Origin of the sequence: Neisseria sp. P0009.S010 (genome assembly GCF_051958545.1) — a bacterium.
Lineage (GTDB): Bacteria > Pseudomonadota > Gammaproteobacteria > Burkholderiales > Neisseriaceae > Neisseria > Neisseria subflava_A.
Genome location: NZ_JBQCVH010000001.1, coordinates 303,295 through 316,019, shown reverse-complemented (window position 1 = coordinate 316,019; position 12,725 = coordinate 303,295). Strand labels below are relative to the sequence as shown.

The following is a 12,725-nucleotide window of genomic DNA, read 5'->3' as shown; positions in this document are numbered from 1 at the left end:
GCGTTCTTAATATTACACTGATTAAAAAGCCGGTAAACGCAATGTTTGCCGGCTTTTTTCAATATATTCTCAAAATTTTTTTCATCTATACACAACAAAAAACCTACCCTTGCGGGCAGGTTTTCAATAATGACGGAGATTACAGGCCGCTCAGACGGGCTGTATCGTGTGCAATCATCAATTCTTCGTTAGTAGGAATCACAACGGCAACAGCTTTGCTGTCGGCAGTGGTAATCACACCAGCATTACCGAAGCGGGCTTTCAGGTTAGCTTCTTGGTCGATGTACAGACCGAGGAAGCCCAAGTAGCCCAATACGCGTTCGCGGATGATGTCGGAGTTTTCACCGATACCGCCGGTGAAGACCAATGCGTCCAAACCGCCTGCCGCTACTGTCATGCTGCCGATGTATTTAGCCAAGCGGTAGATGAACATTTCCAGAGCCAGTTTGGCGCCCGGATGACCTTTGGCAGCTTCTTCTTCAATGGTACGGCAGTCGTTGGACAAACCGGAGATACCGAGCAGGCCGGATTTTTTGTTCAGCATTTCGGTAATTTGGGAAATGGTCATGTTGGCGTTTTCAGCCAAGAAACTGAAAACTGAAGGGTCGATATCGCCGCTGCGTGTACCCATTACCAAACCTTCCAGCGGAGTCAGGCCCATGCTGGTATCTTTACATTCGCCGTTGGCAACTGCCGCAATAGATGCGCCGTTACCCAAGTGGGCAATAACCATGCGCAAATCTTTTTTGTCTTTGCCGAGGAAGCGTGCAGTTTCGTCAGAAACGAAGCGGTAACTGGTACCGTGTGCACCGTAACGGCGCAAGCCGTATTTTTCGTACAATTCATGTGGAACAGCGTATTTGTAAGCATGTTCAGGCATGGTTTGATGGAATGCAGTGTCGAATACGACAACGTTCGGCAGGCCTTTGAAAATGGTTTGTGCAGCGCGCAGGCCCAAAAGGTGTGCCGGGTTGTGCAGAGGAGCAAGTGGAATACATTTTTCGATACCGTCGATAACTTCGTCGGTAACCAAAATGGATTCGCTGTACAATTCGCCGCCGCTTACCACGCGGTGGCCGATCGCACCGATACGGGTGTCGAGGCCGTGGGCTTTGAGCTCGTCCATCAGTGCTTCTACCGCGCCGGTATGGTCTGGCTTGGCGGCCAATTCAACTTTATGTTTTTCGCCGTTGAATTTGAAGGTGATGTAGGCATCAGGCAGATTGAGTTTTTCTGCCAGGCAGCTCAGTAATACTTCGCCGCTGTCGTTATCCAATACGGCACCTTTGAGGGAAGAGCTGCCGCAGTTCAAAACCAAGATTAATTTTTGTGTCATTTTATGCTCCTTGAGGTTTCAGACGGCATTTTTGTCGGGACCTTACTGCTGCTCCGGCTATGTTGCACCCCTTGTGGGACGTAGTGGGTAGCGGTCTGAACAGATTAACAAAGTAAACGCCGTATTCTAACAAAAAATGTAATCGGCTGCTTGACTTAATATTTGATGTAAAATGGACGGAATTTTATTTTAGGCCGTCTGAAAAAATGACGGCGGTTTTGAAGATTTCCCGATATGCATTATTTCAGTATCCACACTCAAGACGGCGAACATGCCGGATTTTTTATTATGTTAGCAGACGATGAATCGCAAAATCCGCCGCAAAGCGGACGCTTTGTAGTCAAACTGCAAAGCGAAGATGCAACCGAAGCAGCGGTATTGTCGCCTTTCGAGCAAACCGATATCCCTCAATACTGGCGCGTGGTTAAAGACCGTATCGAATTGTTTTTTGACGATAAAAATATCGGTGCGTTGCGCAACGAATACCTGACAGTCAGCGGCAAAACCTTTATCCTGAGCGATTTGACCGGAGCGATGTAATGGAAAGTATGTTTATCCTTGTCCCCATCAGCATTATTTTGGCCTTTATCATCGGTTGGTTTTTCTGGTGGTCGGGTAAAAACGGACAGTTTGACGACCTTGAAGGACCTGCGCACCGCATTTTGATGGACGACGACTCCACTGAAAAACTGATCGAAAAAGACGAAGACAAAGAATCCAAATAATGAGCCTTAAAAAAGACAATCTGAATTTCCACACGACCCGCCGTTTTGCGCCGCTCTTTGGGACGCAGTTTTTAGGCGCGTTTAACGATAATGTGTTTAAAACCGCATTATTCGTGATGATCAGTTTTTACGGTTTGGGCAAAAACGACTTTCTGCCGTCCAGCCAAATGCTGAACTTGGGCGCGATGCTGTTTATCCTGCCCTATTTCCTGTTTTCCGCGCTGTCAGGGCAGCTGAGCAACAAATTCGACAAAGCCGTTTTGGCGCGTTGGATCAAGCTGTTGGAAATCATCATCATGGCAGTAGCGGCATATGGCTTCTATATTCAATCCGCGCCTTTGCTTTTAATCTGCCTGTTTTGCATGGGTACGCAATCGACTTTGTTCGGCCCGCTGAAATACGCCATTTTGCCCGATTACCTCAACGACAAAGAGCTGATTATGGGCAACAGTCTGATTGAATCAGGTACGTTTATCGCCATTTTGCTCGGCCAGATTTTGGGCACCGCAGTCGCAGGCGTTCCGCCGTATATTGTTGGCGGTTTGGTGTTATTGGTCGCTATCGGCGGCACGATGACCAGCCTGTTTATGCCGTCTGTACCCGCTAAAATGCCGGACACAAAAATCGAATGGAACATCATCAAAGGCACGAATTCACTGATTCGTGAAGCGGCGGCCGACCGACCCGTATTCACTTCCATCATCGGTATTTCATGGTTTTGGTTTGTCGGCTCGGTTTATACCACCCAACTGCCGACGTTCACGCAAATCCATTTGGGCGGCAACGATAATGTGTTCAACCTGATGTTGGCGCTGTTCTCCATCGGTATCGCCATCGGCTCGGTATTATGCGCCAAACTCAGCCACGAGCGCCTGATTTTGGGCTTGGTTACCATCGGCACTCTGGGGCTAACGGTCTGTGGATTATTGCTGGTGTGGCTGACCCAAGGCCAACGCTTTACCGAATTAAACGGCATTATTTGGTTTTTATCGCAAGCTAAAGCGTATCCGATTATGCTCGTGATGTCGGCCATCGGCTTTTTCGGAGGCTTTTTCTCCGTACCGCTCTACACTTGGTTGCAAACCGCCAGCAGCGAAACCTTCCGCGCCCACGCCGTCGCCGCCAACAACATCATCAACGGCGTATTTATGGTGTCAGCCGCCATTTTGAGCGCAGTTTTGCTGATGTTGTTTGACAGCATCACGCTGCTGTATTTGATTGTTGCCGTGGGTAATCTTCCGTTGATTGTTTACCTCATCAAACGGGAATCGAAATTTATCGGGGATTTGACTGCTTTATTGAAAATCAGCAAATAAGGCCGTCTGAAATGTATCCCCACCATGCACATTTTCACTATTCAATCTCGTGGACAGCTTGTGCATAAATCAGATTACTGTCTGATTTAAAATTAAAAAACACATCTGCCTAAATTTTAAGCACAACTTTACTCCCAAACAAAATGCACATTTTCCCCAAACAAGCGTGTGCAAAGGCTGTGAATAAGTAAGCTTAATAATTGATATTTCAAAGAAAGACGATACTTGATTAATTTTTAGGCAGTTTATTAAAGGCCGTCTGAAACCTTTTTCAGACGGCCTGAGAGTATAATAACCACCTACCTTATAGTTCCCAAACGATATGATTTATCCATGGCATGAAACCCAATGGCAACAGCTCGCCGCCCATTGGCAAAACCGTCCCAACGCCTGGCTGTTTACCGGCAAAGAAAATACCGGCAAAACCGAGTTTGCCCGCTTTGTCGCGCAGGCATTGCTGTGCGAATCGCCCAAGTCCGGTCATGAACCCTGCGGCGAGTGTGCTTCGTGTCATTTATTCAGCCAAAATACCCATCCCGACTTTTATGAACTCACGCCGGAAATTCCCGAAGACGAGGCAACAGGACGCAAACTCCTGCAAATCAAAATCGATGCCGTGCGCGATATTGTGGAAAACATTTACCTGACTGCTGTCCGTGGCGGCCTGCGCGTGGTATTGGTGCATCCGGCAGAAAGCATGAACACACAGGCGGCAAACGGTTTGTTGAAAGCTCTGGAAGAGCCGCCGCAACACGTCGTTTTCCTGCTCGTTACCCATGCACGCGACAAACTCCTGCCCACCATCAAAAGCCGTTGCCGCCAGATGGTGCTGCCCTCGCCTACCCATGAGCAGGCTGCGGCATACCTGCGCCAACAGGGCGTGGAAAATGCCGAAGCCATGTTGGCATTCCACAGCGGCGCACCTTTATTCACGCCGACTCCAGAATTGGACGCATTACGCGAAGAGTTGCTGACGCTGCTGGCTGCCCCGCGCCTGTTGGCCATACTCGACTACGCCGCCGCGTTCGACAAACAAAAACAACCGCTGGCCGTTTTCATCGACTGGCTGCAAAAGTGGCTGATGGATGTCGGCTTGGCACAACAAAACATGGCGCCGCTTTATTATCCGCACCATGCCCAAGCCCTGCTTCAGACAGCCTCTAAAACCGATTCACGCAAGCTGTTTGCCCTATTGGGCCGTCTGAACGCGCTCAACCCTTACGGATATCATACCTTGAGTGTTAAAATGCAGCTTGAGTATCTGCTTATCGAATATTTGGATTTTTGGCAAAACAAACCCTAACAGGTAATCAATGATGAATAAAAAAGACATTCCGGCGAAGATGTTGGCTTTGCAACTCAAAGACCCCAATTTGTTGTACAACTGCTATATGCCGTTTTTAGAACACGGCGGCCTGTTCGTACCGACCGATGACGTATTCTCACTAGGCGAAGACATCCTCTTGGCCGTCGAAATCGCCGACTATCCCAAACGCTTCCTGCCCACCAAAGTCGTTTGGATCAATCCGGCGCGCACTTCAGCCCACCGTCCCAAAGGCGTAGGACTTGCATTCTCCGAACACGAAAGCTGCCTGCAGGCAAAAAACCTGATCGAAGCCGAGCTTGGCCCGCGTCTGCGCAGCGACCGCACTACTTTTACCCTGTAATAAATACCATGTATTTAATCGATTCACATTGCCATCTCAACTTTGACGGCTTAAAAGACCGCCTGCCCGAAGTCTTTGCCAACATGGAAGCGCAAAGCGTCAAACAGGCGCTTGCCATCAGCGTCAGCAAACAAAGTTTTGCCGAAGTCTTCGACATTGCTCAGGCAAACGACCACATCTACTGCACCATCGGCATACATCCCGACAGCCAAGAAGCAGAAGAATTTACCATTGCCGAAATGGTAGAAGCGGCCAAACATCCCAAAATCGTCGGTATCGGCGAAACCGGTTTGGACTATTACTGGTGCAAAGGCGATTTGTCATGGCAACATCAACGCTTTACCGACCATATCCAAGCCGCCAACGAAAGCGGCCTGCCCGTTATCGTCCACACGCGCGATGCGGCCGAAGACACATTGCGGATCTTGAAAGAATGCCATACCAACTCCGGCGTGATTCACTGCTTCTCTGAAGACGTCGCCTTTGCCAAAGCCGCTTTGGATTTGGGGTTATACATTTCCTTCTCCGGCATTGTGACGTTTAAAAACGCACCGCTGATACAGGAAGCCGCCAAATACGTCCCTGCCGATAGAATCTTGGTAGAAACCGATGCGCCCTTCCTCGCACCAGTTCCCAAACGCGGCAAACAAAACGAGCCTTCCTACGTTCGCTATACGGCCGAGTTCTTAGCCAATCTGCGCGGCGAGAGCTTGGAAACATTGGCACAAAACACCAGCGACAATTTCTATCGCCTGTTTAAGAAAGTACCCGATGGCCGTCTGAACAATGGCTAGGTCTCAAAATCTCTAAACATTGGCTCTGCCAACCCGTCATCAGGATTCTGCCTCAAACTCAACGGTAAACTCGAAATGGCTTGAGACAGAAACGCAATCGGCTTGCGCTATCTTCAGAACGGCAAACTTTTGAAGAATGGGAATATTCCCATCAACACAATAAATAAGTTTAAATTCAAAATATTGCTTTCCTAAGCCCAGCAAAGCTCAAGGCCGTCTGAAAGTATTTTCAGACGGCCTCTTGCTTATTTTACCGATAGGATGTAAAACCTATCCTTCGAAATAAACGGCTCATCGAAACCGTACATCAATCGACACAATATGGACACAAACTCCGAAATGCACACCCACTCTAATTTTTACGCCATGCTGACAGCCGCCTGCCAAAAAAACGGTAAAGGCACGGTCATTTTCAGCGACAAAGAAAAAATCAGCTATTCCTCCCTCAAAAACGAAGTAGAAACCGTCGCCGCCTATCTGCAACACGAAGGTGTACAATATGGCGACAAGGTCGCCCTTGTCGTTTCCAACTCTCCCGAATTTATTGCCGCCTATTTCGCCATTACTTCCATCGGCGCAGTAGCCGTCCCACTCAACGTCTTTTTGAAAAGCGAAGAGTTCTCTTACATCCTCAATGACTGCGACGCACGCTTTATGTTCGCCTCCGCGCCGTTGGCTAAAGAACTCAAAAACATCAAAGCCAAAACCAAAGTCCGTAAAATCATCTGGATTGGCGAAACCAAAGCCGCCAGTGGCGAAGACAGCTATTTCGATGCCGCGCGTACATTCCCCGGCAAGCCGAATCTAAGCCGTCAGCCGTCCGTCAACGATTTGGCACACATTATCTACACCTCCGGTACAACCGGCCACCCCAAAGGCGCATTAATCAGTTACAGCAACCTGTTTTCCAACCTTTCGGGCATCGAACAAATTTTCCAAATTTCAAGCAAAGACCGCTTTGTCGTCTTCTTGCCCATGTTCCACAGCTTTACGCTGACCGCCATGGTTTTGCTGCCGATATATCAAGCCTGCTCGATTATTTTGGTTAAATCTGTCTTCCCGTTCTCCAACGTGTTGAAACAGGTTTTGCTCAAACGCGCTACCATTTTCCTCGGCGTACCGGCTATTTACACTGCCATGAGCAAAGCCAAAATTCCTTGGTATTTCAGATGGTTCAACCGCGTCCGTCTGTTTATCAGCGGCGGGGCGCCTTTGGCCGGACAAACCATTGACGACTTCAAAGCCAAATTCCCACGCGCCAAATTGCTGGAAGGCTACGGCTTGAGCGAATGCTCGCCCGTCGTGGCCGTCAATACGCCCGAACGCCAAAAAACCGCCAGCGTCGGCGTCGCCCTGCCCGGCCTGACCGTGAAAGCCGTCGATGACGAATTGGTCGAAGTGCCGCGCGGCGAAGTGGGCGAACTCATCATCAAAGGCGGCTCGGTCATGCAAGGCTACCTCAATATGCCTGACGCCACTGATGAAACCATCGTCAACGGTTGGCTGAAAACCGGCGACTTCGTCACCATAGACGAAGACGGCTTCATCTTCATCGTCGACCGCAAAAAAGACCTGATTATTTCCAAAGGCCAAAACGTCTATCCGCGCGAAATCGAAGAAGCCATTTACAAACTCGATGCCGTGGAAGCCGCCGCTGTCATCGGTGTGAAAGACCAATACGCCGATGAAGAAATCATTGCCTTTATCCAACTCAAAGAAGGCATGAAGCTGGAAGAAGCCGAAGTCCGCAGCCACCTGCGCGGCCTGTTGGCAAACTTTAAAATCCCCAAACAAATCATCTTCCAAGACGAGCTGCCGCGCAATGCCACCGGCAAAGTGTTAAAACGCAAACTCAAAGAACAGTTTCAAGACTAAACCGCTGTTTCAGACGGCCTCTTGATTCATGCAGGCCGTCTGAAAACAACCTGTATTCCACAAACCTTTTCAGACGGCCACGACCATGACGACACCTATACTCGAAATCGAAAACCTAAACGGCTCCTTTCCGAGCAAGCAAGTCCTGCACAATATCAACCTGACCTTGCAACCCGGCCGCAAGCTGGCATTGGTCGGCGAGAGCGGCAGCGGCAAAACCGTATTGTCGCAAGGCATTATGCGCCTCAACCCGATGGTTACCTTTGAAGGCCGTCTGAAATATTGCGGAACCGATCTGCTGACCCAGTCCGAACGCGCCCTGCAAAAGCTGCGCGGCTGCGAAATCGGCATGGTGTTTCAAGAACCCATGACCGCCCTCAACCCCGTTATGCGCGTCGGCGAACAAATCGCCGAAGTCCTGACCCTGCATTTGGGTTTGGATAAAAAACAGGCATGGGCGCGCGCCATCGAACTCCTAGACGAAACCGGCATCCACCAGCCCGAGCAAAAAGCCCAGGCTTATCCGTTCCAACTTTCCGGCGGCCAACGCCAGCGCGCCATGATTGCCATGGCCGTATCCGCCCAGCCCAAGCTCCTGATTGCCGACGAACCGACCACCGCATTAGACGTTGCCGTCCAAGCCCAAATTCTCGACCTGCTCTCGCGCCTGCAGGAAGACCACGGCATGACCATGCTCTACATTACGCACGACTTAAACCTCGTGCGCCGTTTTGCCGACGATGTCGCCGTTATGCGTAACGGCCGCATCCTTGAAACCGGCAAAGCAGCCGAAGTCTTCGCCAATCCGCAACACGAATACACCAAAATGCTGCTCAACGCCGGCACAACGCGCCGCGTCGCCCCCTTGCCTGAAAACCCGGCCACCGTACTCAAGGCCGAACACGTCGCCTTTTCCGTTAAAGAATCGGACGGCTGGTTTAAAAAACGCGACAAAACCATCCTCAACCCCATTTCTTTCGACCTCAAATCCGGCGAAACCTTAGGCATCATCGGCGAAAGCGGCAGCGGCAAAACCACACTGGCCAAAGCCGTTATGCACCTTATCGATTCCGAAGGCAGCCTGATTGTCAACGGCGAGCCATGGAAACGCGAATTGAGACGCGAAATCCAAATGGTGTTCCAAGACCCGTTCGGCGCATTCAATCCGCGCATGAATGTCTTTGATACCGTTTCCGAAGCCTTACGCGTGCACGAACCTGAAATGCCGCGCGAAGAAATGCGCCGCCGCGTCGAAGAAGTCCTCAAACAAGTCGGCCTGCCCGAAGACGCACTCGAACGCTATCCGCACGCATTCTCCGGCGGCCAACGCCAACGCCTCGCCATCGCCCGCGCCATCATTGTCCGCCCGAAAATCCTCGTATTGGACGAACCAACCAGCGCGCTCGATGTCCAATGGCAACAACAAATCCTTGAATTGCTCAGCGGCCTGCAAAAAGAATACGGCCTCGCCTTCATCATCATCAGCCACGACCTCGCCGTCATCCGCGCCATTTCCCACCGCGTAATGGTATTGAAAGACGGTCAAGTCGTTGAAGAGGGCGAATGCGAAAGCGTATTTGCCAATCCAAGCAGCGACTACACGCGCCATTTGATTGCCCACTCCGGCCACATGGTCCAAGAGGCCGTCTGAATCTTTAAGGATTACGATAGGCGCATTTCAAAAAAACTATTACCGAGTGGCGGCACTTGAAATTTTCCCTGTCTGCCACTATCCTGAACAACATATTTATTAATCCCGATTCAAAAGGAAACAAACATGAGCAGCGAATTGATTATCCACGCTAGCGATGCCAGCTTCGAACAAGACGTTTTGAAATCCGATGTACCTGTATTGCTGGACTTTTGGGCACCATGGTGCGGCCCTTGCAAAATGATTGCCCCAATCTTGGACGACATCGCCTCCGAGTTCCAAGGTCGTCTGAAAGTCGTTAAAATCAACATCGACGACAATGAAGCCACTCCTGCCAAATTCGGCGTTCGCGGCATCCCTACCCTGATGGTGTTCAAGAACGGCGAAAACGTTGCCACTAAAGTCGGCGCATTGGCTAAAGGCCAACTGACTGCATTCGTTGAAGCCTCTATCGCTTAAGGCTTTAAGCATATAAAAAGGCCGTCTGAATATTGTTTTCAGACGGCCTTTTTTGTATTCATTAAGCAGCCAATGGTTTCAAAGTCAGGCTGGCATTTTCAGCTTTCACTTTAAACAGCAAATCAATATTCGGATGTTTGCCCGGATTGGCTTCGGCATCGGCAACATGTTCGGCGAACCATGCCAGGCCACGTTCTGCCGCCGCTGCGTCAAGTTTACCGCCAAACTCTTGCGCCAAAGCATGGTAAAGCTTGAGCGAGCCTTGTTTGCCGGGTGCATTGGGAATGTGATGAACCACATTACCCTCTTTGTCGAGAATATCCAAGCCGCTCAAATGATCGATGGCAGGCATGGCGGCAAGATTATCTTGGAAGCTCATGATTGTCCTTTCTGATGTGGGTTTTAAAGCAAACCATATAACAAGGCCGTCTGAAAGTTTAGGTTTGACACTTTTCAGACGGCCTTAAACATTTCAATTAACGTGTACCGAAAATCTTATCGCCGGCATCGCCCAAACCGGGGATGATGTAGCCGTGTTCGTTCAAGTGACTGTCGAGCGCGGCAGTGTAGATGGTTACATCAGGATGCGCCTCGTTGACGGCTTTCACGCCTTCCGGTGCGGCAACCAATACCAATGCTTTGATGTTGCGGCAACCTTTGGCTTTCAAAAGGTCGATAGTGGCAACCATAGAGCCGCCGGTCGCCAACATTGGATCGATAATCAGCGCGGGACGTTCGTCCATGCTGTCGACAAATTTTTCAAAATAAGAAACCGGTTTCAAAGTTTCTTCATCGCGCTGCAAGCCGACAACGCTGATTTTGGCAGTCGGAATCAGGTCGAGTACGCCGTCGAGCATACCCAAACCGGCACGCAAAATCGGGACGACGGTCAGCGTTTTGCCTTTGATGCGGTCGCCTTCGATGGAGCCGCACCAGCCGTCAATAATGTATTTTTCAATTTCAAAGTCACGGCTGGCTTCATATGCCATCAGACGTGCCAACTCGGTGGTAAGCGTGCGGAATTTGTAAGTGCTGCAATCCGCTTCACGCATCAGCGTGAGTTTGTGGCGGACTAAAGGGTGGTTGATAACGGTAACGTTCATGTTGATTTTCCGAATTGCGTTGATGGAGGGGGATTATACTTTTTTTCGCATGGCGCGCAAAGTGCGTATTCATGCGAAAGGCCGTCTGAATCAGGGTTTCAGACGGCCTTTGTCAACAATTTTACATTGCGGGAATATTTAAAATGCTTAAGCTTTCAACAATTCTTGCAGTTCGCCGGCTTCGTACATTTCCATCAAAATGTCAGAGCCGCCGACAAATTCGCCGTTAACGTACAGTTGAGGAATGGTCGGCCAGTCGCTGTATTCTTTAATGCCTTGGCGTACGGCATCGTTTTCCAATACGTTGACGGTTACATAGTCGGTACAACCTGCCGCATTCAGGATTTGTACGGCACGGGAAGAGAAGCCGCATTGCGGGAATTGCTTCGTGCCTTTCATGAACAATACGACGCGGTGTGTGGTAACGACTTCTTTGATTTGATCGTGGATAGAGGACATGGTGTGTTCCTTTTTACTAAATCGGTTGTTCGGGGAAAATCAAATTTCCCGCCATTATACGCAAATTGATGAAGTTGAGGGGCGTTTATCAACGTCGGATCTGACCGTTGCCGTTAATGTAGAACTTGGTCGAAGTCAGCGCTTCCAAACCCATCGGGCCGCGGGCGTGCATCTTTTGGGTGGAAATCCCGATTTCCGCACCCAATCCGAACACAAAGCCGTCGGTAAACCGAGTGGACGCATTGACATAAACCGCCGCCGCATCAATGCTTTCTTGGAAAAACTCGGCATGGGCAATGCTTTGGGTCACAATCGCTTCCGAGTGATGCGTCGTATGGTCGTTAATCCAATCGACGGCTTCTTCCACTGATTTCACTGTTTTGACCGACATAATATAGTCAAGAAACTCGGTACTGTAATCTTCCTCGGTTGCCAAAACAGCATTTTGAAACATACGCAATGCCTCCTGATCGGCTCTAAATTCGACCGGATGCACTTTGGAAACGGCTTCTTCCAATTTGGGCAAAAACGCTTCCGCTATCTTTTCATGAACAACCAAAGACTCCGCGGCATTACACACGCTCGGACGCTGCGTTTTGGCGTTCACGACAATATCGACCGCCATCTCCAAATCGGCGCTGTCATCGACATAAATATGGCAATTGCCGACTCCAGTTTCAATGACGGGAACTTTCGATTTCTCTTTCACCGTCTGAATCAAGCGCGCGCCGCCGCGCGGAATCAGTACATCAATATAATCAACCGCCTGCATCAATTCCTCGGCAGCGGCATGACTGGTATCTTCAACCAGCTGCACCACATCGGCATCCATTCCCGCTTGTACCAAAGTCTGCCTGATGACGGCAATCAATGCGGTATTGGAATAAATGGCATCGCGGCCGCCGCGCAAAATAATGGCATTGCCGGTTTTAAAGGCCAAAGAAAACGCATCGACCGAAACATTCGGGCGGCTTTCAAAAATCATGGCGACCACACCCAAAGGCACGCGTTTTTGAACTATCTTCAAACCGTCCAAATTGGTATAGCCGCGGACAACCTGCCCAATCGGGTCCTGCAAATCGGCAACCTGCCCAACGCCTTCCGCAATGCCTTTGATGCGTTCGTGATTCAAACGCAGCCTGTCAAGCATAATGTCCGAAATGCCGTTTTCTTTTGCAGCGGCCAAATCGCGGGCATTTTCTGCCAAAATCACCTCAGCCTGTTCAACCAACGCCGTTGCGACCTGACGCAGCAGATTGTTTTTTTCTACGCTTCCCAAGCTGATTAACGTTTTGCTGGCTTTTTGGGCATTCTTGCCCAACTGTTCGATATAGCTCATC

At 49.9% G+C, this 12,725-nt stretch carries 14 protein-coding genes; 9 read left to right on the top strand and 5 right to left on the bottom strand.

Features of this window, described 5'->3' with window-relative positions; translation table 11 throughout:
- Nucleotides 1-139 precede the first annotated feature (139 nt).
- A complete protein-coding gene (locus ACTHSN_RS01435) occupies nt 140-1,336 on the bottom strand; it encodes an acetate kinase (protein ID WP_070461480.1) in 1,197 nt (398 codons plus the stop codon).
- A 234-nt stretch (nt 1,337-1,570) separates the two neighbouring features.
- On the opposite strand from ACTHSN_RS01435, the gene ACTHSN_RS01430 reads away from it, so the two are divergent.
- From ACTHSN_RS01430 to trxA, 9 genes are all read left to right on the top strand, one after another.
- On the top strand, nt 1,571-1,876 hold the full coding sequence (locus ACTHSN_RS01430; RefSeq protein WP_070461479.1) for an HLGFF motif protein: 306 nt from the start codon (nt 1,571-1,573) through the stop codon (nt 1,874-1,876).
- The gene (ccoS, locus tag ACTHSN_RS01425) at nt 1,876-2,061 is read left to right on the top strand and encodes a cbb3-type cytochrome oxidase assembly protein CcoS (protein ID WP_070461478.1); all 186 of its coding nucleotides are present in this window, start codon (nt 1,876-1,878) and stop codon (nt 2,059-2,061) included. Before ACTHSN_RS01430 ends, ccoS begins: the two co-directional genes overlap by 1 nt.
- Nucleotides 2,061-3,377, top strand: a complete 1,317-nt coding sequence (locus ACTHSN_RS01420; RefSeq protein ID WP_107810827.1) for an MFS transporter — start codon at nt 2,061-2,063, stop codon at nt 3,375-3,377. Before ccoS ends, ACTHSN_RS01420 begins: the two co-directional genes overlap by 1 nt.
- Before the next feature lie 322 nt (nt 3,378-3,699).
- Nucleotides 3,700-4,680: a DNA polymerase III subunit delta' gene (locus ACTHSN_RS01415; protein WP_070461476.1), complete on the top strand. Its 981-nt coding sequence runs from the start codon at nt 3,700-3,702 to the stop codon at nt 4,678-4,680.
- A gap of 10 nt (nt 4,681-4,690) precedes the next feature.
- A complete protein-coding gene (locus ACTHSN_RS01410; RefSeq protein WP_003682949.1) occupies nt 4,691-5,044 on the top strand; it encodes a PilZ domain-containing protein in 354 nt (117 codons plus the stop codon).
- Nucleotides 5,045-5,052: 8 nt separating this feature from the next.
- Nucleotides 5,053-5,838 (top strand): TatD family hydrolase, encoded by a 786-nt coding sequence (locus ACTHSN_RS01405; protein ID WP_070461475.1) that lies wholly within the window; start codon nt 5,053-5,055, stop codon nt 5,836-5,838.
- 321 nt (nt 5,839-6,159) lie between these two features.
- The gene (locus tag ACTHSN_RS01400) at nt 6,160-7,713 is read left to right on the top strand and encodes a fatty acid--CoA ligase (protein ID WP_188211283.1); all 1,554 of its coding nucleotides are present in this window, start codon (nt 6,160-6,162) and stop codon (nt 7,711-7,713) included.
- 85 nt (nt 7,714-7,798) lie between these two features.
- Nucleotides 7,799-9,364 (top strand): ABC transporter ATP-binding protein, encoded by a 1,566-nt coding sequence (locus ACTHSN_RS01395; RefSeq protein WP_188211282.1) that lies wholly within the window; start codon nt 7,799-7,801, stop codon nt 9,362-9,364.
- Between the two features lie 126 nt (nt 9,365-9,490).
- Complete coding sequence (trxA, locus tag ACTHSN_RS01390; RefSeq protein ID WP_003681479.1) at nt 9,491-9,823, top strand: thioredoxin TrxA; 333 nt, start codon at nt 9,491-9,493, stop codon at nt 9,821-9,823.
- A 61-nt stretch (nt 9,824-9,884) separates the two neighbouring features.
- Here trxA and ACTHSN_RS01385 read toward each other — a convergent pair whose 3' ends face one another.
- From ACTHSN_RS01385 to ACTHSN_RS01370, 4 genes are all read right to left on the bottom strand, one after another.
- A complete protein-coding gene (locus ACTHSN_RS01385; protein ID WP_049335566.1) occupies nt 9,885-10,202 on the bottom strand; it encodes a DUF2322 family protein in 318 nt (105 codons plus the stop codon).
- A 97-nt stretch (nt 10,203-10,299) separates the two neighbouring features.
- Nucleotides 10,300-10,926 carry a uracil phosphoribosyltransferase gene (gene upp, locus ACTHSN_RS01380; RefSeq protein WP_003746048.1) on the bottom strand — a complete coding sequence of 209 codons (627 nt, stop codon included), beginning with the start codon at nt 10,924-10,926 and terminating at the stop codon, nt 10,300-10,302.
- Nucleotides 10,927-11,073: 147 nt separating this feature from the next.
- Entirely contained in the window at nt 11,074-11,385 is a 312-nt protein-coding gene (gene grxD, locus ACTHSN_RS01375; protein WP_003681608.1) for a Grx4 family monothiol glutaredoxin, read from the bottom strand.
- 88 nt (nt 11,386-11,473) lie between these two features.
- Complete coding sequence (locus tag ACTHSN_RS01370; protein WP_188211281.1) at nt 11,474-12,724, bottom strand: glutamate-5-semialdehyde dehydrogenase; 1,251 nt, start codon at nt 12,722-12,724, stop codon at nt 11,474-11,476.
- Nucleotide 12,725 lies beyond the last annotated feature (1 nt).

Coding starts and splice junctions, on each gene's coding strand:
- grxD (WP_003681608.1), bottom strand. CDS start 11,385: ATGTCCTCTATCCACGATCAAATCAAAGAAGTCGTTACCACACACCGC.
- trxA (WP_003681479.1), top strand. CDS start 9,491: ATGAGCAGCGAATTGATTATCCACGCTAGCGATGCCAGCTTCGAACAA.
- ACTHSN_RS01400 (WP_188211283.1), top strand. CDS start 6,160: ATGGACACAAACTCCGAAATGCACACCCACTCTAATTTTTACGCCATG.
- ACTHSN_RS01420 (WP_107810827.1), top strand. CDS start 2,061: ATGAGCCTTAAAAAAGACAATCTGAATTTCCACACGACCCGCCGTTTT.
- ACTHSN_RS01410 (WP_003682949.1), top strand. CDS start 4,691: ATGATGAATAAAAAAGACATTCCGGCGAAGATGTTGGCTTTGCAACTC.
- upp (WP_003746048.1), bottom strand. CDS start 10,926: ATGAACGTTACCGTTATCAACCACCCTTTAGTCCGCCACAAACTCACG.
- ACTHSN_RS01385 (WP_049335566.1), bottom strand. CDS start 10,202: ATGAGCTTCCAAGATAATCTTGCCGCCATGCCTGCCATCGATCATTTG.
- ACTHSN_RS01430 (WP_070461479.1), top strand. CDS start 1,571: ATGCATTATTTCAGTATCCACACTCAAGACGGCGAACATGCCGGATTT.
- ACTHSN_RS01405 (WP_070461475.1), top strand. CDS start 5,053: ATGTATTTAATCGATTCACATTGCCATCTCAACTTTGACGGCTTAAAA.
- ACTHSN_RS01435 (WP_070461480.1), bottom strand. CDS start 1,336: ATGACACAAAAATTAATCTTGGTTTTGAACTGCGGCAGCTCTTCCCTC.
- ACTHSN_RS01395 (WP_188211282.1), top strand. CDS start 7,799: ATGACGACACCTATACTCGAAATCGAAAACCTAAACGGCTCCTTTCCG.
- ACTHSN_RS01370 (WP_188211281.1), bottom strand. CDS start 12,724: ATGAGCTATATCGAACAGTTGGGCAAGAATGCCCAAAAAGCCAGCAAA.
- ccoS (WP_070461478.1), top strand. CDS start 1,876: ATGGAAAGTATGTTTATCCTTGTCCCCATCAGCATTATTTTGGCCTTT.
- ACTHSN_RS01415 (WP_070461476.1), top strand. CDS start 3,700: ATGATTTATCCATGGCATGAAACCCAATGGCAACAGCTCGCCGCCCAT.